This window comes from Hymenobacter bucti (assembly GCF_042681145.1).
Classification (GTDB): domain Bacteria; phylum Bacteroidota; class Bacteroidia; order Cytophagales; family Hymenobacteraceae; genus Hymenobacter; species Hymenobacter bucti.
The window spans coordinates 1-20,920 of sequence record NZ_JBHUFD010000018.1 but is presented as its reverse complement, the minus strand read 5'-3'; the positions used below and the strand labels follow the sequence as shown (position 1 = coordinate 20,920).

Sequence of the window (20,920 nt, the reverse complement as noted above, 5' to 3'; positions counted from 1 at the left end):
CCATATTTTTTCTACTTGCAAGCCCTGGCAGCGGTATTATTCTACCTTAAAACTGCACTATGCCACGGCCTGACCTAGGGAGCTTATTCGGGGAAAAACCAGCCCGCAGTTCTTAACGTTTGAGGAGGCACTATCCAGTTGTCCACCTTATTCTGTCATGAGAAAATCCTTACTCGGCCTGGCCGCCCTCGCCGCGCTGGCCGCCTGCCGCGAGTCTAACACCAGCGTCAAAAGCGCGCCATCGGCCGAGCCCATCGCGGCCACTAAAACGCTGTGCTTCGATACCACTTTTACCAAGCCCGCGCAGCAGCCCCGTTCGTATTCCTACGTCGCCGACATCGTGGTGGGCACCGGCAAAACGATGACCGTACCGGTCCAGATTGACTGGACCACCGTTTCGGAAGGCGGCTGCCCGCAGGTAGCCTCGCTGCGCGTGTACCAGCTCGGCGCGGCCGACCTGCGCACCAACGTGCTGGTGAAAGCCATGCGCGACGCCACCTGTAAGCCCGGCCCCCTACCCAGCGGCCCCGGCCGCACCCCCACCGGCGCCGTGTACGTCAACCTTACCTGCCAGGCCAAGGCCGTGCGGGCGTTCAGCAATTTTCGCTTCATGCTCAACGGCCTGGGCTACCACGACAACTTGGAACAAACCCTGACCACCGCCAACGCGGCAGCTCGGTAGCTTTCGGCTCCTCTTTTCGTTGAAAGTCCCGGCCGGTGGCCGGGACTTTTTTGCTGGTACGGGTCGGCGCAATACTACCTGTGGCCATTGCCCCGCCGCAGGGGGCACCCAGGCACCTAGGCGTAGCTTTGGTGGTTGGCCCTGGGCTTTCACTCGTTTCCTTCTACCATGGGTCGTTTCGCGCGTTTTTTCTATCAGAATGGCTTGCTGCTGGTCATGTTTGGGCTCATTGTGAGCGCGCTGGTTGGGCAGGTGCTCACGGGCTGGCACGACAACAACGCCGACCTGCACCAAATGGGCCTGGCCACCCTCACGCTGCCCGAATACCTGCGCTCGGGCCACCTGCTCGAAGCCACTTTTGAAAACTGGGAAAGCGAGTTTTTGCAGATGGGCGTCTACGTGGTACTCACCATCTGGCTGCGCCAAAAAGGCTCGCCCGAGTCGAAAAAGTTGGATGAGCCGGAGGACGTGGACCAGCAGCCCGACCCCGCCAAGCCCGGCGCGCCCTGGCCCGTGCGCCGGGGCGGCCTGTGGCTGGGGCTCTACCGGCACTCGCTGAGCTTGGCGCTGTTTGGGCTATTCCTAGGGTGCTTCTACCTGCACGCCAAGGGGGGTGGCATCGTGTACAACATCGAGCAGGCGCACGACGGCCAGCCGCTGGTATCAACCTGGGGCTATATGCACACGGCGCGTTTCTGGTTCGAGTCGTTTCAGAACTGGCAGAGCGAGTTCGTATCCATTTTCTCACTGGTGGGCTTGTCTATCTTTCTGCGTCAGCAGTCCTCGCCGCAGTCTAAGCCCGTTGATGCCCCTACCGCCGAAACGGGTAAATAGGTGGCGGCGGCCCCAGGGGCACCTAGGCCGGCAAAGCAGGCAGCTCCACGTAAAACGTGGTGCCCTGCCCGGCCGCACTCTCCAGCCAAATGCGGCCTTTGTGCAGCTCCACAATGGTTTTTATCACCGACATATCTAGCCCGGTGGTGCGCTCGCCGCGCAGCCCCGGCCGCCGGGCCCTAGTAAACTTATCAAAGAGCGCATCCTGCAAATCGGCCGGGATGCCGATGCCGCTGTCGGCCACCGTGAGCAGCGCTTGGGTGCCGCGGCGCTCAATACTCACCTCAATCTGCCCCCCGTCGGGCGTAAATTTGATGGCGTTAGACACCAGGTTGTTGATAACTTGCTGCAGCTTGTTGATGTCGTAGTTGACATAAATCGGCTGTTCGGCCGCCACCACGCTGAAGCGCAGGTGCATGTGCCGCTCCGAGCGCTCGTACTCCTCCATGGTGGTGCGCAGCCACGCCACCAGGTCGGCTCGCTCCAGCCGCAGCACTACGCTGGCCGACTCCATAAACTCATTGTCGACGAAGTCCCGAATCAGGTTTACCCCCTGCGTGCAGGTGCGCTGCATCAGGCGCAGCAGCTCCCGAATTTTATCGTTGGGGCCGTCCAGCTCCCACGTCAGGTGCTCAGTTAGTTGCTGTAGCAGCGCGAGCGGCGCGGCCAGGTCGTGCGACAGAATTTCGAGCGTCGCGTTCTTTTTGGTGTTAAATTTTTCTCCGTTGATAACCACTTCCTTCTCGCGGGTAATATCGCGCACCGTGCCCACCAGGTAGCGCGCCCCGGTGGGCAGCTGCCGCGGGCACACGCTCACGCGCAGCCACTGCGTACCCTCCGGGGTACGGCTCAGGCGCATCTCCACATCCTGGATGCACTCTTCTGGCGCGGCCTGCGCCACGCGCTGCAACAGGTACTGCCAGTCGTCGGGGTGCACGCGGGCCAGCAGGTAAGGCAGGTCGTCGTGAATGTGCTCGCTCGGGTCGCCAGTAATCTGCTCGTAAGCCGGGCTCACGTACATTACCCGCTGCTCGCCTAGGTCGTAGGCAAAGTACAGTTCATTGCCGTGCTCAAGCAGAGGCCGAAACAGGTCCAAGTAGTCAGGCATACGCGAAGGTAGCCCAAGCTATTGTTTTTGTCCCGCCAGCCGCAGCTCCGCGCATTCGCATCAGCGCAAGACACTTACAGCCAGCTTATTCACCCATAAACACATACCGTATTAAGGGGCAATAACCTACGCACCGGCACGGCAGACCTTAGTCGTAGTCCTGCAAAATCGTGCGCAAGTCGCGCAGGCGCCGCATCACGGGCTGAAGTATTTCTTCGGGCACTGGCGTCGAACTTCCGTAGCGTGCCGATAGGTAGCGCACCAGCGCACCCAGTGCGTAGAGCTCATCGCGCGCCTGCGTCCGGATTTCCAACCAGCGCCGGTCGTTGAGACTGTTGCGGCAGTGACTGCGCACCGCAATTGCGTGGCTTACTATTTCGGCCGTCGCTTCTAGCAGCTGCTGCTCGGCGGGGCTGAACTCCCTAGGCTGCGGGCCAGCCAGGCACAGCGTACCGATGGTGCGGTGGTCAGGCATGCGCAGCGGTGCCCCCGCATAAAACCGCACCTGGTAGGCCAGGCTATTTTGAATGGCAGAGGCATCAAGCGAATTTTGGGGAGCCTCGGCCAAGTCCTGATACACCACCACCCGGCTATGCCTAACCACGAGCGCGCACAGCGAGCTGGCCCGTGGGTGCGCAGGCTGGCGCGGAACACCGTAAGCAGCTTTAAAACTCAGCTGGTCAGCTTCCATTAAGCCCACGTAGGCGATTGGCAGCCGAAATAGATTCGCCAGTAACGCCACTAATTCGTCAAAAACATCTTCTTGCAGCGATTCAACAATGTTGTAGCTGTGCAATGAATGCAGACGAGCCGTTTCGTCGGCGGGCAACAGGGTGGGAGGAGTGGTTAACATACCAACACAAAATACAAGTAATATAATCCAATTATAGTTAAATATAGAGCACTAAGCAACCCAAATATAAACGCAACTTCACTAATACCACATGTCTTGCTACATAATCGCTCATTTTTAGGCCGCAATCCAAAAGGCGCTCATTCTTAGCTTACAGCCCGTGGCAGGCTCCGCTTTCCTCATGAGGTCGGACCGCACAAAAAAGGCCACCAGCACTACTGGTGGCCTCTCATAATTTGGCAGCTTAGTTGAGCGATGCTACGGCTTGGTCGAGCAGTTTATCTAAGTACGGCAGTTCACCCACCACCGCAGCTACGTAAGGTACCTGCAATGCACCGGCTGGACTACTAACCTTAGCTTCGCTGGCCTCTATGAGGGCATAAGCCACTATCTCGGCTACCGTGAGTGGCCCTTCTAAATTGGATGGTCGGCAGTATATTATAAAATTAAATACTTCGTACAAATCCGGCAGCACTCCGTCATTATCCTGTACTACAGCATCGAATGCGTCTTTATAACAATAATATTCCATATATAATACAATAATTGCGTTTGTATATCCGATACAAATTTATGCAAATCCTGCCCAAGAATACAAATAATTTTGTATTTTTTTTATTCATCCAATCTACATTTTTAACTTATCCCCAGGTGCCTGTACGCCTGTTTTCTACTGGTATCAATGGCCAACTCACCTCTGGCTTGTAAACTAATAATGCTTAACTTTTTGATTATCAATAAGTATATTCTATATATTCAGGCTTTGTGAACCAACTGCTCTTTGCTGTTCCCTTTGCAAGCCAGCAGGTTATTGCAAACCTGACACCCCCTAGGTTGACCCTAAAACGATTAAGCTCGCACTAAATGCCACAGCTGACCCAAGAGCCAGAACACAAGCCGATATACCCACAAGCTAATGACGCTCAGCGTAATGAGCATAAGCAGGTAGATAGCATTATCGCTAATGTGACGGTGAAACATGTGCTTTGGGAATATCTGTCACTGCTACGCTCCTCCTTACCCATGTACTAAGGGCGAAGCTGGCCCTGCACATAGGCATTAAGGAACATGATTTTGGACAAATCTAATACCAGCAATATACTTTTACCAAATATTCCCGGTCTTAGCCGTGCAAGGCGCACTATGTTTAGTAGCCTACCATATTTTCTTCCCAGAACCATTCATAAGCTTACCGGCACCAGAAGCGCCCGGTAAATAAGAGGCAAAGGTGCCGCACGATAAATAGCACTCTCTTACTGACCAATTGCTTACGCGAAACAGCACCCTTGTGCCTGTCTGCCCTCTGCGTTTGGCAGAGGCATTATTGTAAGAGACGTGGGCATTTACCCTAACGAACCATGATGATATGGGTAAAATCAGCGCCTAACCGTGGCCGTTTTCTCACGGATACCGGTGGTGCAATAAGGCCGGTGCGCATGGCGTTGGTAAACGGCCCGGCTTCGTATTTGAGCTGGTGGTATACCGTTGGCAGGTAATTAGGTAATGATGGCTGATTCATTTTGCTGATTGCGCAAACAACCTAGTCTTAGGTTACTCATATGAGGCTATATCAGACGCAACGCGCAATCTGAAAAGTAGTGGTTGAAGTAGCGACGCTTGTCCAACCCAAGCCAGCCTCCACCCACACAGTCCAACCCAAGCTTGCGTACTGCCTGAGCTTGGTATTATCGCACTACAGCTCGGTAGCGACAAAGTATTTTTAAGCGTGCGCAAAATGGTGCATAAGCATGAGATGGCAATTCGCTTAACTCAGACAGGCGATAGGCCACTATAATATATCGTGCATTTATAATGCACATAATCAATAACTTACTTACTTTATACGCCCAAAATTTATCACCAATAGGCACCTTTCCGGCCGCTTGATTTCGAAGTAAAGTAGTATTTATTCTTTCTTAAATACAGGTCAGTCCATCAATATATAGTTGCTCCGCTCTTGCCTAAATACTAATCAGTTTTTCTTCAGATAGTGAACCGTCACCCGCGTACTACCGTTAGCAAGGTATGTAATCCCACTCCACTCTCTTATGAAACGCTCGGCTCCCACCCCCGTTCAATATGCCACCCAGGCTGAAGCTCCCTGCCTGTCCTTTGGCGTCATTCGCACAGCCCTCATCGGCTTATCAGCAGTTCTGTTGTTACTGATAGGGCTGTTCTGCTTTTTCCGGGCTGGCACGCGCCATTCTGCTCCTCTGGCTTCACCTAAGGCCGTGCAGGCTTCTGAGTTGCGCATGGCTTCAGTACCAGCCGCTGCGCGGGTTGACTTGCGCTAAACTAGCTTGTTAAGTGGGCGCTAGGGTGACCGAGCAGGGTTGCCTATACTTTCATTCGCGGGTCTGCGAGCACCACAAGGGCTCGTAGCTTGGCCAGAATGCGCCGGCTTGATGTGGGAGCTGCTGTAAAAGCTGGCAGTTGGGCTACGCATGCCAGGCACTCTGCTGCAATGGCGGGTGGCAAGCCAGGAGCAATTTCGAGTGTTGGCTCGTGCGCCCGCCAGTGCGACTGCACAAACTCTGCCAGAGTGGCGGTTCTGACCTCGTCTTCGGCCGCGTATTTTGATTTTTGACTAGCAAAATAGGCTTGGTGCCTACTCTCTACCGCTCGCAGTGCCTCATCTAGCGCTCGCATGCGGCTGGCAACTTCTTTACCGAATAAAAAGGAGAGAGACCCTTGCATATTTCCTGGCCCAGCTTAGGCAGTGCGGCTGACTAAAAGACAAAATTCATGCCGCCTATCGTCGTTGTCCCTCCCCGGCCCATTCTCGCACCTCCTTCCTATTAGCCTTTGTCTGGGCTTGTACCCGCCTGCCTTGCTCAGCGCTCGGGTTGGCTGCTGACCTACAAAGCCGCCGAGCGCGCTCTACCTTAAAGTAGCGACTCCGAGCGCTGAATACGGCAGCCATTCTAAGCCCACCACCGACTGGGTAAAGCGGCATTACGATGCTAAACGACCTCGTAGGATTGCACCGGCTTATAAAAAATACAACACAACTTGCGCAGATAAGCAGCTCATTTTATTGGTTTAATACACTAATTATAAGTAAATTGGTGTTCGCCAATCAAAACAATCGGGTTTACTATGAACTTGATACTGCGCAAACGCCAGCACTGGCAGACTGAAAGTGATGGCCGGTGGTATTTTACGTTTATTTTTTCGACTTTATCATCCAATCGCTTGGAAACATACAATTTCGTTATAACTTTCTATTCAATAGTAGAAAACGGACAATAGTCCTCTACTTAGCACTTCCTTCAATTCCCACCACGCGTCCGTAGTATGTTCACCAATTTCTTGATTACCCTTCTTTGGGTAAGCAGTGGCCTGGCTATTTATTGCTATCTAGCTATCTGGGCTTTTATTCTGTTTGGCCTCATCTCAATTGTTAGCTTTTTCGCCTTTGCACTTGTGCAGAGCGGCTCTCTTTCGCAAGAGCCGCTAGAGTAGTAATGCGCTAGCTATTACTCTATCAGGACCACCTGCTACGTAAGGAGAGACGAGTTGCTTTTCCTACCCGGCGCGGGCGTTGCGGCTCGTGAATTAGTCGCTATCATTGCAAGTGCAGAGAAAATTTGCTATACTTAACATGTTAAGTATACCACCCTACCTATTGCGCTATGAAAGATATCAACGCCTTTCTCTACGGCAAAGTGGTTGCCCGCAAGATGCGGGCAATAGAGAATGCCCTTAAAGCACTGGAGCACAAGCACCAGGATTATTTTGCCTCCCAAAAATCGAGGTATGCGGCCGAAGGCGAGGCTAGAATCGCTACCCTGGCAGAGTTTGTGCAGCCGCAGTGGGTCAATATGCAACCTATGCTATGGGTAGACCCAGCCTTGCCTGCGACCATTGCGGCGGAGTGTACAGCGTGCTTTGATGCGGCTATAAGCTAGCCTAGGGCTCGAGTATTGCCAGCGGGCGCGGTGCTTTTGCTGGGCTCTAACCCAGCCCAGCGCTGGTTACTGGCCCTAGGCAACAGCAGACCATGAAGCAGTAGTCGAGGGTCTACCTTTACAGGATAACTGCGCAAATACATTGTGGGGAAACAGCAACGGCCCGTAAAGCACATCGGGACGCTGCCACGCTTTTGTGCGGCAGTACTTCATCGTCCGCTTTCGCTCTCCGGGCGCGAAAAAAGTCGTCATGCCCTACCACCCCCAGCAACTGGTTTCAATCTCGACGCGCCAGCAGCTACCCAGCGTAGACCAAAAAAGCTTGTAGCTCATCGGTTGGACAGTTCCAAACTGTATGCTACGCTGATACAATGCCCGGCCGGCTGCTCGAGCAGCCGACTTGCCAAATTTCCGAAGTAGGCATTCGAAGCAGCCGACGATACTGTAGTAAATACAGATGCCACCTAACAACGGATTTAATACGTATTTACCCTACCCGAAAGTAGTTAATTCTCTTTGCAGCAAGGATAAAACCACGTGAAACCTACACCACCGCATTGGTCTCGCCACGTTTTCTTTACCCTAGGTAATAAAATGCACCAGGGACTGGATAGCTATCAAGGTAGATTTTACATCTTAACCGCTTGTCGGTTAGCTGTGTGATGCTCAATTGCGCGCTTTGCTAGCTTCCCTACTTTGCAGTAAAGCACCCTACCGTAAAACTAGTCAACAGTGCGCGAGTATCTCCCCTTGGCCTATGCTACGCGAGCAGGCGCCCGGTGCGCTACTGCGGGGGGCCTTCCAAGAACACCATGCGCCAGCCAGCCCCACGCCAACCCGTCAGTTGAAAGGTCTGCCCTTGGTTCGGCCCGGGTGCGGGCTTTGGCACAATAGGGCTTTCCGCTTGCTGCCGCAAATTTTCAGGTAACAGCCGTGGCCACTTCAAGTCGACCAGGTTTTCTTTTTCACTATCTATGATCCGCATCTCCCACCGCTATAGTTAACTATTCAACTAAATACTCCCCTTAGGTCATAAGGTTTGTCGTTGCTAGTACGCAAGTTCTTGTTGCGCAGTTGTTAACTACCAGCTTTACCCTGCCAAAGCCGAGCAAATAGCTTTCAGAAAAGGAGCAGCGGCGCCCGTGACCTGCTAAACTATATGGCTAGTGTACCGGGCTATTCGCGGCTCCGGCCTGCTCAGCATTACTGGGCGGTGCACCTAGCCAGGGGTGGATGGTGGAGGGTCCTAGCGCGTTTGTCGGGAGAGGGAGGCGAATACTTTGTGGGGCAATAATAGCGCGCCGTGCACCAGGGCGGGCCCCTGAGACACCTCCGTGTGCCAATGAGCGCACACTTCTTTTATTTCCTCCACCGTAAAGTCGGGCATAGTTACGCGCGCAGCCAGCAGCTTATCCCAGCCCCATTGGGCTAGTAGGTGGTCGGCCTGCACGAGAAACGTATGCAACTCCGCCGCGCGGCGAGGTCCATTGTGATACTCGATAGCAATACATTGGTCTAAAGGATGGACTGATAATCGCCCGATAGTATTTTCAAAATAAGCAAAGGCTGCTGGTGTAGAAGTAAAACTATACACAGATATAATAAAAAGTAACTAATAAGACAAATTTTCTTGATATAAAGGTAGTTGCACCCAGCTTAGCGTCGTGTTAAATCAATAAATAAGATAAAATTATAGCCAGGATTTGCTATTAGCCATTTCCTTTACAGAAGAACTGGGTGCATTAACCATGCCATGCGCTTGCCTGTGATAACCAAAGCGCTTTTAAGGTAACAGGCATGAAAAAAAGCCCCGCGAGAGCGGAGCTTCCTATTACGGCTACCCGGTAGCCACTTTATCGGCTTTGCGCGGGGAAGCGGGCTAGCGGTCGCTTTTAATGAAGGCTGCGAGCGGCCGCCCGCTCAGGCCGTTGCCCTTCCAGGAAAGCTGGGCAAAGACCTCGTGGGGCAGCAGCATGGCGGCGTACAGGTCAGTGGGGGAGTGTTTCTGGGTGGACCAGTAATTGGCTATCGACGTGATTTCTTCCGGCGTGAGGGCCGCCATACTCCCCTCGTAATGCTGAAACTTGTCCCAGCCGTGCTGGGCCAGGAGTTCGCCGGCGTGATTGAGGAAGGCTTGCAACTCACCCGCCTGGCGTGGGCCCGTACGGTATTCTACTCGAATGTAGTGCTCAACGGGGTGTTCGAGCACCCTTCCTACTGGGTTCTCGAAGTACGTGTGCAGTAAGGCGGGTGCAGGACTAAACGTAGACACAATTTTGTATTTTATATAACAAGCAAATTCTCTGATTCAAAAGTATTTACAGCGGAAAAGGGCTGACTATTTATTTCGATGAACTAACGAAATTTTGGGTTGAATCAGATTGCACTCCCCTCCAATTATTCTTTGCAGGGCAGGCAACTGAACCCGGAAAAAGCCCGCTATTGCGGGCCTGTGGGTAGTGGATTTGGATGAGGGCTTGGTGTGCAGTGCACACTCTGGTAGCATCTGCTAGCTGCTGACCTGTTGGCAAGGCCTCCCCTATTGCTATGAATCTTGCTGCCTGCTACTGATTATTCCGGTAGGAGCTACTATTCTAGGCCGAGCGCACCGCATCCACAAGCGTGCCTCTAACTGCGCACCTGCCGCCGGACGAGAACAAAAAGAAGTGCCGGCCAGTAGGCCAGCCCTTTTTGATTCAACTATAGTATAGTAACGACGAGCCCGACTCAGGCAGGGCCTTTTCGTGGTTGGGCGCTAGGCAAGGCGGCCCAGATAAAACCAGTGCTCGTGGTAGGTTATCCCACGAAAGCGTGAGCTTTGCTAAAACGGTTTTCTAACGGAAAAGCCTTAGCGCTGGCAGCAGCGCGGGCAGAAATAAAAAAGCCCCCTAGACGGTATCTATGGGGCTTTTGGTGGCTCCGCTGAGACTGCACATATTGCCACTCCTTGCCGGAACATTCCGTCCATCATCGTTTTTACGCCGCCAGGGTACCATCTGCCGCACCGGGAACGGCACCTTCCGGCACCGAATCACCCACCGGGCGTTGACGGATTTCGCCCTTGCCAACGCTCGTAATCCCGGCCAGCACCAGCGGTGATTAATCAGACTTCTTTATCTCAAATTGCAGGTCGCCACTGAGGGATTCCTGCCGCATAATAGCCTGATGAATCTGGATAGCCTGCGCGCCGGACTCCTCCGCTTTGCGGTTGAACAGGGCCGCCACGGCCGGCTGCTTTTTCTGCGTGAAATGCTGGCCCAGCTTACTCGTCAACATATGGACTTCTTCCAGTCCGCGCATCGCCTGGTAGAGGAAGCCTTCCACCTTTTGGGTGACTTCGCCGAGCAGCGCGCTCGCCGTATAGGCGTGCCCGGTGTGACACCGGTAGCGAATCAGCTTGCCCTCGATGAGCTGCGTCAGCGCACCGTGGCACTCGGGACAAGTGAAGGAGGTGAGCTGGCCACGCTCGATAATTCCTAGCTTGAAAGCATTGTCCGCTTTGGCAATCTTCAGCTCTATGCCGAGCAGGTCCAGTTCGGCCTTGCTCACCCGGGGCTTGGCCGCCGGCGCCTCTAGGGTCAACCGCACGAGTAGGGCGCTGATTTCGGCCAGCGGTACAACGTAGTCAGCTTGGACGAACTCGAGCGCATTGGCAGGCATGTCCGGAACTTCGGCGTCATGGGGGTCTTGCACTACCGTTAGCCCGCCCAGCCGCTGCACCGACCACAAACCCGAGGTGCCATCATCGAGATAGCCCGTAAGCACGACCCCAATCACGCGTGAGCCATAGCCGTAAGCGGCGGAACGAAAGAGGGCGTCGATGGAGGGTCGAAACCGGTTTTCTTTCGGTCCGCGCTTGACCAAGACGGCGCCCGCCTCCAACAGCAGGTGATGGTCGGGCTGGGCCACGTAGATGGTGCCGGCCGCAAACTTCTCCCCATCATCCGCGTGCTTCACGGCCAGCGGCGTCACCCTACTAAGCAGTTCGGGCAGGATACTGGGAGAGTGGGCGCCCACGTGCTGCACGATAAAAACAGGGGCTGGAAAGTCGGTTGGCAAGGTTTTCACCAGCTCCAACAAGGCCGCGACGCCCCCCGCAGAGGCGCCAATAACCACAATGTCCCGGTACTTTGACCTGACTTTGGCTGAAGGTTGCTTTTTCACTGCTTGTATGGATAAGAAGCGATAATAGGCCAAAAAACAGAAAAAAACTAGTAAGCCAAATAGCTCGATTGCTATGTGATTGACAGATAACAAGTATCAACGCACAAGCATGAAAAATCCTCGACTAGTCTGGCCTTGTTCTTTCCCGATTTTTCACAGATTTGGGGGTCAAGAGCCCCTAGTGAGTTTTCGCTACAACCGGTGGGAATTCTACGTCTTGCCCCCCAAACGGCTGTAAGGCTGCCCAATTAAGCTGGCCACCCGAGCGGCGGCGACTGGTGGTGTAGGTAGTAAATCTCATTGCTGCCTGCTCATTAGTCAAGACTCCTTCCTACATTAGACGCGCCGGCCGCTGGCCAAGCCGAGTGAGAAACCAGAGACATAAAAAAAAGCCCCGACCTAGCCGGCCGGGGCTTTTTGGTAGCTAACAAACTACCCCGTAGAGATGCGGGTCTTGCTAAGACAGTTTTCCAGTGGAAAAAGGCTTCGCGTTGGCAGGAGCATTGGCAGAAAATAAAAAAGGCCCTCAGTGCATGACTGAGGGCCTTTTAGTGGCTCCGCTGGGATTCGAACCCAGGACCCGTACATTAAAAGTGTACTGCTCTACCAGCTGAGCTACAGAACCGTTACTTTTGTCTTTCACAACCGCGGTGCGCTACCGTGATTGTGGTACAAAAGTACAGCATTATTTTAAATTTAACAACCTTGCTGCAAAAAAAACCCGGCCGATTACGCGTCCTGACGTTACTGAGCAGCTTTATTGCCTTGCCATTCTGCATTTTGGCTTCGCCCACAGAATCAAAAAATAATTTAGTATCGGCCGCGCAAGCACCGCTCGCAAGCACGCAGCAAGCCGATTCGCTGTTTGAGCAGGGCCAGTTTGGGGCGGTGCTGCCGCTCTACCGGGCCCAAATCTGGCAAGAAAGGCAGGTGTCGGCCCGTCTTTTATTGCGGCTGGCCTACGCCGAGCACCAGCAGGCCCACTACGCCGCCGAGCTGCTGTACCTGAACATGGCCCAGGCCCGGCAGCCCCGCCTCAGCACCTGGCGGCAGCTGGCGAGCCTGGCCCAGCGGCAGCGGCTGGTGGGCTACCCCACTACCTGGCAGCAGGAAGTGCGCGTGCAGGTGCAGCGCTACTACTACCCCGTGCTGCAAGGCCTGCTGACCGGGGCGGTGCTGCTGGCCGTGTTTTTTTTGCTGCGGCGCGGGCGCACCAGCCGGGGCGGCTGGGTGGCGTATGGCGCCTACCTGCTCGGCACGGGCGCCTATCTATACTGGCTGCAGCCGGTGCCCACGGGCATTGTGGCGCGCGCGGGTGTGGCCCTGATGGCCGGCCCGGGCGCCGGGGCGGCCTGGCTGAGCACCGCCGCGCCCGGCGACCGCCTGCCCGTGCTGGGGCACCAGGATATTTGGCTGCGCGTGCGCTGGCAGGAGCGCGTGGCCTACGTGCGCGCCGACGACACCTTTGTGATTGAATAGCCGACCTAGGGCCCGCCCTAAGCAACCAGGGGCTGCCGGGTAGCGCCTCCCGAGAGAAACGCTACCCGACAGCCCCTGGCGAACTGATATTGCGGCGGTGCTTAGTTGAAGTAAACCTGGTATTGCAGTATCACGGCGCCGCGGCGCGAGTCTACCACGTTCAGGCCATCGCTGGCGCGCGTGATGTAGTAGGGGCGGTTTTGGTACGAGAGGGTGAACTTGGAGGTGTGACCCGCGGCGAGCCAGTTGATGCCCGCATCGTAGAAGTTCACGTCGTTGCTGAGGCGCGCGTAGTGGGCGTACTGATACGCCACGTAGGGCATGAAGGTACTGGTGCCCACTAGGTTGTCCTTCAGCTTGTAACCCAGCTGCGTGTACACTGCATTGCCGGTGCCGTACTCGGGGTAGGCGTTGCCGAAGCCCCCAATGGTGGTGCTCGTGATGCTGGAGCCGGTGCCGGGGTTCATGGGCGCGTTGTTGCGGATGTAGCCGGGGCCGTAGTCGAGGTGCAGGGCGGCGGCGTAGAAGCTCACGCTGGCAGCGTCGGGGGCGGTGCTCAGGGGCGCGTCGTAGAAGACATCGACGGCGTACTGCTGCATGGCCTTCGTTTGCACCGTAGCGGGGCTGCCCTGCGTGTACCACATGGCCTCGGGCTGCACAATAAAGCCCGCGCCGATGTTAAACACGCTCTTCTTACCTAGGTACGTGCCAGCGGTGTAGGGCGTGAGGTTGCTCTCCTGGTCCCGGAGCTGGTACGAGAAATAGCCCTGGTACTGCGGCTTGGGCGGGGTGCTGGCAAAGTTGGCGTTGGCGCCCGGCGTGGCCACGTAGCCCGCCGCTTTCTGGTACAGCAGCGGGTCGGAAATGGCCAGGCGGTAGTCGAGCTTGCCGAGCTTACCTTTCACATACATACTCAGCTTGCGGCCAAATTGGTCGGTCACGTCGTTGGTGGTTTCTTCCAGTGTGGGCAAGTCGAGGCCCATGATGGTGCCCGCCGACGAGGACGCGTAGCGGGCGAGCCCGTTCCAGGCCCCTAGGCCGGCGCCAAACGAGAGCTTGTTCTTCACGATGGCGTACTCGGCCACGGCATCGTGCAGGAAGAAGCCGCCCGTGCCGCTTTGGCTGGCGCCCGGCGTGCCGCCGCTTTTGCGGTCGGCGTTGTAGCTGAGGTTATTAATTCCGATTTGCGAGTAGATGAATACGCGGTCGGTGAGCTGGCCGTAGAACTGAATGCGGAAGCGCCGGATGCCGATGTCGTAGGTATTGGGTACGTTGTAGCCGCCCACGGTGGTGCCGGGGTTGCTTTCGTTGTAGCGCATCCACACCTGGTTAAGCAGCGTGAACTTGACGTAGTGGCTGGCGTCGGCGTTCAGCGGCAGTTTGCCATCCTTGAGGAAAAAATTGGGCGCGGGGGGCGCCGGGCGGGGCTTATCGGTGGCTTCTTCGGCCTGGGTTTGGGTGGGGTGCTCGGGGGGCGTAGAGGGCGTGGGGGTGACCTGGGCCGTGGCCAGCGTGGGCAAGAGGAGCGCCGCGCCGAGCACGGCGGGGAGTAGTAGTAACTTCATCAAACTGAAAAATGGGAACGCAAAAAACCGGTCCTCCGCGCCCAAAACGGGCGGAAAGAACCGGCAAAGCACTCCCTAGGTAGATGAGTACCGCGTGAGTTGCGGCAAGGCCGCGCTTACAATTCGCCCTCTTCCTTGCGGAAATTGTTCAGTACCATCTTGTCCATCAGGCCCGGTAGCCACTTATTTAAAAAAACCACTAATTTGCCCTCGCCCGTGAGCACGAAGCTGCGCTGACGCTTTTCAACGGCCCGGCGCAGGTGCTGGGCTACTTCCTCGCTGGTCATCATTTTGTCTTCGTCGCGGGGGGTGTCGTTCTGGGTTTGGCCGTTGGCGAGCAGGGCCGTGTGGCGGATGTTGGAGGCCGTGAAGCCGGGCGCGGCCGTGAGCACGTTCACGCCCTCGGGCAGCAGCTCGGTGCGCAGGGCTTCGAGAAAGCCATTCATGGCAAACTTGGACGCCGAGTAGCCCGTGCGGCCCGGCAGCCCCCGGTAGCCCGCGATGCTGCTGATGCCCACAATGGTGCCCTTACTGGCCAGCAAATGGGGCAGCGCGGCCTTGGTAGTGTACACAGTGCCGAAGAAGTTGGTTTGCATGAGCTGCTCCAGCACCTGCACGTCGACATCGGCAAACTTAGCGCGCATGCTCAGGCCCGCGTTGTTGATGAGCACGTCGAGGCGGCCGAAGGCGGCCACGGTGTCGGCCACGGCGCGGCTGGCATCGGCCAGAATACCAACATCGCCCTGCACCGTGCGGTGCTCGATGCCCGCCGCCGCCAACTCGGCGGCCGTGGCCGCCAGCCGGGCCGCGTCGCGGCCCGTGATGACGATGCGCGCGCCGGCCCGGCCAAAGTCTAGCGCGCAAGCCCGGCCGATGCCGGAAGTGCCGCCCGTGATGAGAACGACGGTATTTTTCATTGAAAGGAGAACAAAGAGGAAGAAAGCGGGCGGCCCGCGCTGGATTATTCGGGCCCGAAGGTAAGCTACGCCCCCCGGGCCAGCCCTAAGGCCGGGGCGTGCGCGCGGCAGCATTAGCCGAGCAGACGGGGCCGGTTTTCCAGCGGGCGGGGGCATTGGTCGATTGCTTTATGCGGGCCAACCATTAGCAGCCTATCTTTAGGCACCTAGGCAGTAGTGAGGGCACTTGTTGAGCTTAGGCTGATTTACTTTCCGCTCAGCTTCGCTCCTATTCTATGCCCCAACCGCTACTTTGGTGGGTAAAGCGCCCCGCTGGCCGCGGCTCTTTGCGGCGGCCCCGGCGCGACGCGGCCAGCGCCAGCCCTAGCCCAACGTTGATTTATCAGTTGAGGACTTACGGCGTGCCCCTAGGTATGCTCGCTAACGGCCCGGCGGGCTACGCCAGTGGCCACCAAGCATACGGCTGCACTACAGCTGCTACGCTACTACTAAGCTTAGCGGCCGTGCGCCGCGTGGCCCGTCGATAACCTATACCGGGCCAGGGCGATACCTGCCCTAGGTTGCTTTTTACGCTGCTACTTCTTTGCTCTATGGCTTTACTTCTACCCTGCCGGCCCTGGTATACCCTGCTGCTTTTGCTACTGCTGGCCTGCGCCGGGCGCCCGGCGCAGGCCACGCACCTGCTCGGCGGCGAGCTTACCTACCGCTACCTCGATGCCAATGGTCCCGCGGCCGCGCCGCTGCGCTACGAAATAACGGTGACGATTTATAACAACTGCAACATCGGCACCGCGGGCGTTGCGGCCCCCAACAACAACGCGAACGTGGCTTTCTATAACCAGGCGACGGGAGCCAAGCTCGTGCTTACCACGGTCAACTACCCGACCGTGGCGGACAACACCCAGACGGGCATCATGAACATTGCCTCGACCTCGCTCACGCCCACCTGCATTTCGCCCAAGGTGCCCACGGGCTGCACCATCACGGGCGTGTCGCAGCCATTTCGCTTGCAGAAGTTTATCGGCATCGTCAACCTGCCCATTTCGGCCAGCGGCTACTACGCTGTGTACACGCGCAGCGCCCGCAACGTGGACGTTACCAACCTTAGTAGCCCCAGCAACCAGGCCCTCACGCTCTACGCCACCCTGGCCCCGCCCTCGCTGCCCAACCGCTCGCCGGTATTTTCGGATACGGCCGTGGCCATCATCTGCCAGGGCGATACTACCATCTTGCTCAACAATGCCGTGGATGCCGACGGCGACCGGCTGGCGTACTCGTTTGGCAATCCCTACGGGGCATTTTCGGCCGGCAATGGCGTGCTGCCCGCGGCTTTTACGCCGCTGCCGCCGCGGGCGCCCTACGCCGCGGGCTACGGGGCCACCACGCCCTTTGGCACCGCCAACGGCAACTACGCCAGCATCAATGCCGCGACGGGCATTGCCAAATACCGGGCGGGCCCTACCTCGGTGGGCAGCAAGTACGTGGTGGCCGTGGACGTGAGCGAGTACCGCACCGTCAACGGGCGGGAAGTGCTCATTGGCACCACCCGGCGCGATTTGCAGCTCGTGGTGGCCAACTGCCCCAGTACCACGCCGCCGGTGCTGCCGCCGGCTACCACCACGCCGCGCAGCTATACCATAGAGGAAGGCAGCGCGCTAAGCATCCCGATAACCGCCACGCAGGCCGATAACCACCCGCTGGTGCTGACCCTCAACAGCCGGCTACTTGACGGGGCCGGCGGCTACAATGCGGCCCTAGGGGGTAACCAGGGCACGGTAGTGGCCGGTAACCCCAGCGGCACCGCCTCGGTGGTGGGCACGGGTACGGTGGCGGGCACTTTTGTGTATAATTCGGCCTGCGGCGAGGCCCGCGCCGCCCCCTACGACCTGGCCCTGACAGTGAAGGACAACGGCTGCGGCGGCAAAACGGTGGCCGACCTGCTGCGCATCACCGTTACGCGGGCGGCGGGGCCCACAGCCATCAGCGGCAGCCAGGTGGTGTGTGCGCTCAATTCAGCCTATACCTACTCGGCCAGCGGGGGCACGGCGCCCGGCGTGCGCTGGCGCGTGGTGGGTGGCACCATCGTAGGCAGCAACGGGGGCCGCTCGGTGCAGGTGCAGTGGACTGCCGCCGGCCCGGGCACGCTGGTGGCCAAAGGCCTGTCGCAGTACGGCTGCCTCACCGACTCGGTAAGCCAAGCCATTACGGTAGCGCCCGCTCCGGCCTTGGCGGTGACCGGCAACCTCGCCATTTGCCAGGGCGCCAGCACTACCCTCACCGTGGCCGGCGGGGGCGGCCCCTACACCCTCACGGGCGGCCCCGCGGCCCTCACGGGAGCCGGCCCGTTCGTAGTGAGCCCCGCCCAGACCACGACTTACACCGTCACGGGCGCACCTACCAGCAACGGGTGCACCAGCTCGGCCCAGGTTACGGTAGCGGTGGCGCCACTACCCGCCGCCACGGTAGGCGGCGCCACCCGCACTACATGCTCGGGCGTGCCCATTACCCTAGGGGCGCCCGCTGTGACGGGCAACACCTACAGCTGGAGCCCAACCACGGGCCTGAGCAGCAGTACCGTAGCTAATCCGGTGCTGACCTTCGCCAACGCGACGAGCGCTACTATTACCCAGACGTACACGCTCACCGTCACGAACACCGCCAGCGCGTGCACCAGCATGGCTACGGTTGTCGTCAGCATCAGCCCCGCGGCCAGCGTCTCGGCCGGTCCCGCCCAGGCGGTGTGCGATAAGCAAACGATTACCCTGGGTGCCCCCGCTCAGCCCGGCTACAGCTACCTGTGGGCGCCCGCCACCAACCTTAGCAGCGCCACCGCCGCCCAACCCACCCTCACGGGGGCGAATACCACCGGGGCGCCGCTCGTGCAGAAGTACGTGCTAGTGGCCTCAACAGCCCTAGGGTGCGTGGCGAAGGATTCGGTCCTCGTTACCATCAATCCGCGCCCGGCCACTGACTCTATCGTGGGCGCCGCGTCGGTGTGCCCGACCGTGGCGGGGGTGGTGTACACCGTCCGTAATCCGCGCGCTACCGCTTACCAGTGGGCGGTGGTGGGTGGCACCATCGGTAGCGGCCAAGGTACGGCTACCATTACTGTCGATTGGGGCGCGGCCGGCGCGGGCGCTGTGCGGGTGTACGCCACTAATGCCCTAGGGTGCTTGTCCGAGGTCGTCTTGCTCCCGGTCATCATCAACCAGCGCCTCCAGACGGTGAAGCCCACCGGGCCTACCAGCGTCTGCCAGACCGACGGGCCCTACCCCTACCAGACGCTGCTGGTCACGGGGTCGTCATACGCGTGGCAACTCTTTGGCACGGCGCAGGGCACGCTGGTCAATACCCTGAACAAAACCAGCATTAATTTTTCGCAGCCTGGCCTGGCCAAGTTAGTAGTCACCGAAACCAGCAACCCCGCCGGGGGCATTTGCCGGGGCGTGAGCGACACGCTCTACATCACCGTGCAGCTGTCGCCGGCGGCTACGCTCGCCATCCAGGGCCCTGCCCGCTTCTGCATGAACAGCGGCGCCGTAACCTATTCGCTGCCGGGCGCCCTAGGCTCTACCTACGTGTTTCAGCTCAACGGCACGGCCGTGGCCAGTGTGGGCAATAGCGTCATCATTCCAACTTCTACAGCCGTGGGCACTTACACCCTCACTGCCCGCGAAACGAATGCCAACGGTTGCGCGGGCCCACTGTATACCAAGCAGTTCGTGGTCGACCCACGCCCCGGCGCCATTGCCATCAATGGCCCCCGCTTTGTGTGCCCGGCCAGCGGCAGCCTCACCTACGTAGTCCCCAACGCCACCGCTGGCTCTACCTACCAGTGGGCGGTGGTGGGCGGCACCATCGCGGCTGGCCAGGGCACGGCCAGCCTCACCGTCAGCTTTACGGCGGGCACCACCGCGCCCAAAACCATCAGCGTCACCGAATCTTCAGCGGTGGGCTGCGCGGGCGCGCCGGTCACCATTACGGTAGTGCCCGACAATGCGGAAGCCCCCAGCCTCACGGTAGCCTCCGTAAACGCGCAAGACAATAGTAAGGTAGACCTCACCTTTTCCGTCGCCAGCGCCCAAACCACCCCCAATCCCGTGCGGGTACTGCGCCGCCCGGCGGGCAGCACTGCGGCTTTTGCGCAAGTGGGCACCGCGGCCGCCACGACCTCGGCCTACACTGATGCCACCGCCGCTGCCGCCCAAACGGCCTACGATTACCGCCTAGAGCTTACCAATGGCTGCGGCGACGTGCTAAGTAGCCTACCCGCTACCACCATTCACTTGGTTGCCGTGGCCACGCCCGGTCTAGGTGGCCGCAGCCAGGGCTCCGTGCAGCTCATCTGGACGGCGTACCAAGGTTTCCCCGTTAGCAGCTACCAGGTATATCAGCAAAATGATAAGGGTGCGTATGCCCTAGTAGTTACCGTCGGCGGCACTACGCTGCAAGCCACTGTCCCGAATGGCAGCCCCAACTCAGCTGCGGGTACGGGCTTCACCAAATGCTTCCGGATAGTAGCACTTTCGGCGGGCCCTGGCGGAGCCGCGCTGGCGTCTAACTCCAACGCTGCCTGCGTCGACTTTGCCAACAAGTTGACTTTCTACAACATCATTACCCCGAATGGTGATGGGCAAAACGATGTACTCATCATCGACAACGTGACGCTTTATCCCGGCAACTCCATCAGTATTTTCAACCGCTGGGGACGCGAAGTATACTCCGCTACCAACTACCAGAACAACTGGGGCCAGGAAGCTAGCACCACTCCCGGCACCTATTACTATCTCTTCAAACTCGCCGATGGTACCGCTACCAAGGGTTGGGTTGAGGTGGTGAAGTAGCAGTAAGCATCCGCCTTTTTCAGAATAAAAGACTGGCAAACTGCGTTTATTTTCTACGCAGTTCCAACGGATTATGTCCGGAGATTAGATTGGCTTTTGGGTACTACGTCCGCCCGCCGCAAGCTTGCGAGGAGTACCCTAGGGCCTTCTCTTTTTAGATAAGACATGCATACTAGCAAGGATACTGTACCGCCAGCCCAGCTGCTGATTTATATAGAATCAGTATACAAGGATTAAGTAATCAGGTAGGTAGCTGAGGATAGCTTTTCTTCAAATTATGCTCCCTGAGCTCCTTACTAGATGTCAACATATCCATGACAACCAGCATCTAGCCTCCTAAATTGTTAACAAATAATATTAACCAAACAACGGATTTATACCAATATGTGGCTCATTAATTCGCGTTGCTTCAACGCTTCACGCGAATAGCAACTCAGTAAGCATCCCCATCACTCGCTTAGAAAGCCCCCCAAATGCAAAAGTCCTCTGCTGGTCGCTGATGAAAGCGACGCGACAGGGGACTCACGTGTAAAGTTGGCGGCGACCGACTCTCCCACCGGTGA

The 20,920-nt window shown here is 57.7% G+C and carries 14 protein-coding genes and 1 tRNA gene; 6 read left to right on the top strand and 9 right to left on the bottom strand.

Features of this window, described 5'->3' with window-relative positions:
• Positions 1-157: 157 nt before the first annotated feature.
• On the top strand, positions 158-682 hold the full coding sequence (locus ACFSDX_RS19245) for a hypothetical protein (RefSeq protein ID WP_382316510.1): 525 nt from the start codon (positions 158-160) through the stop codon (positions 680-682).
• 168 nt (positions 683-850) lie between these two features.
• A complete protein-coding gene (locus ACFSDX_RS19240) occupies positions 851-1,516 on the top strand; it encodes a DUF6766 family protein (protein WP_382316508.1) in 666 nt (221 codons plus the stop codon).
• Between the two features lie 22 nt (positions 1,517-1,538).
• Here ACFSDX_RS19240 and ACFSDX_RS19235 read toward each other — a convergent pair whose 3' ends face one another.
• From ACFSDX_RS19235 to ACFSDX_RS19225, 3 genes are all read right to left on the bottom strand, one after another.
• Positions 1,539-2,624, bottom strand: coding sequence for a PAS domain-containing sensor histidine kinase (locus ACFSDX_RS19235; protein ID WP_382316506.1), 1,086 nt, complete (start codon positions 2,622-2,624; stop codon positions 1,539-1,541).
• Positions 2,625-2,772: 148 nt separating this feature from the next.
• Positions 2,773-3,477 (bottom strand): GAF domain-containing protein, encoded by a 705-nt coding sequence (locus tag ACFSDX_RS19230; RefSeq protein WP_382316505.1) that lies wholly within the window; start codon positions 3,475-3,477, stop codon positions 2,773-2,775.
• A 244-nt stretch (positions 3,478-3,721) separates the two neighbouring features.
• The gene (locus tag ACFSDX_RS19225) at positions 3,722-4,009 is read right to left on the bottom strand and encodes a hypothetical protein (protein ID WP_382316503.1); all 288 of its coding nucleotides are present in this window, start codon (positions 4,007-4,009) and stop codon (positions 3,722-3,724) included.
• 3,103 nt (positions 4,010-7,112) lie between these two features.
• Here ACFSDX_RS19225 and ACFSDX_RS19220 point away from each other — a divergent pair.
• Positions 7,113-7,388, top strand: a complete 276-nt coding sequence (locus ACFSDX_RS19220; protein WP_382316501.1) for a globin family protein — start codon at positions 7,113-7,115, stop codon at positions 7,386-7,388.
• Positions 7,389-8,634: 1,246 nt separating this feature from the next.
• Here the strand turns inward: ACFSDX_RS19220 and ACFSDX_RS19215 are convergent.
• The 4 genes from ACFSDX_RS19215 to ACFSDX_RS19200 form a co-directional block, all read right to left on the bottom strand.
• The gene (locus ACFSDX_RS19215; protein WP_382316499.1) at positions 8,635-8,853 is read right to left on the bottom strand and encodes a hypothetical protein; all 219 of its coding nucleotides are present in this window, start codon (positions 8,851-8,853) and stop codon (positions 8,635-8,637) included.
• A 414-nt stretch (positions 8,854-9,267) separates the two neighbouring features.
• Complete coding sequence (locus tag ACFSDX_RS19210; protein ID WP_382316497.1) at positions 9,268-9,660, bottom strand: hypothetical protein; 393 nt, start codon at positions 9,658-9,660, stop codon at positions 9,268-9,270.
• Positions 9,661-10,487: 827 nt separating this feature from the next.
• Complete coding sequence (locus tag ACFSDX_RS19205; RefSeq protein ID WP_382318190.1) at positions 10,488-11,504, bottom strand: chemotaxis protein CheB; 1,017 nt, start codon at positions 11,502-11,504, stop codon at positions 10,488-10,490.
• 600 nt (positions 11,505-12,104) lie between these two features.
• A tRNA-Lys gene (locus ACFSDX_RS19200) sits at positions 12,105-12,177 on the bottom strand.
• Positions 12,178-12,332: 155 nt separating this feature from the next.
• On the opposite strand from ACFSDX_RS19200, the gene ACFSDX_RS19195 reads away from it, so the two are divergent.
• A complete protein-coding gene (locus ACFSDX_RS19195; protein WP_382316495.1) occupies positions 12,333-13,031 on the top strand; it encodes a hypothetical protein in 699 nt (232 codons plus the stop codon).
• 101 nt (positions 13,032-13,132) lie between these two features.
• Here ACFSDX_RS19195 and ACFSDX_RS19190 read toward each other — a convergent pair whose 3' ends face one another.
• On the bottom strand, positions 13,133-14,596 hold the full coding sequence (locus ACFSDX_RS19190) for a hypothetical protein (protein WP_382316493.1): 1,464 nt from the start codon (positions 14,594-14,596) through the stop codon (positions 13,133-13,135).
• Between the two features lie 116 nt (positions 14,597-14,712).
• On the bottom strand, positions 14,713-15,513 hold the full coding sequence (locus tag ACFSDX_RS19185; protein ID WP_382316491.1) for an SDR family oxidoreductase: 801 nt from the start codon (positions 15,511-15,513) through the stop codon (positions 14,713-14,715).
• Positions 15,514-15,788: 275 nt separating this feature from the next.
• Here ACFSDX_RS19185 and ACFSDX_RS19180 point away from each other — a divergent pair, with 275 nt between their 5' ends.
• Positions 15,789-16,040 (top strand): hypothetical protein, encoded by a 252-nt coding sequence (locus tag ACFSDX_RS19180; RefSeq protein ID WP_382316490.1) that lies wholly within the window; start codon positions 15,789-15,791, stop codon positions 16,038-16,040.
• A 63-nt stretch (positions 16,041-16,103) separates the two neighbouring features.
• Complete coding sequence (locus ACFSDX_RS19175) at positions 16,104-20,357, top strand: T9SS type B sorting domain-containing protein (protein WP_382316489.1); 4,254 nt, start codon at positions 16,104-16,106, stop codon at positions 20,355-20,357.
• Positions 20,358-20,920: the final 563 nt, after the last annotated feature.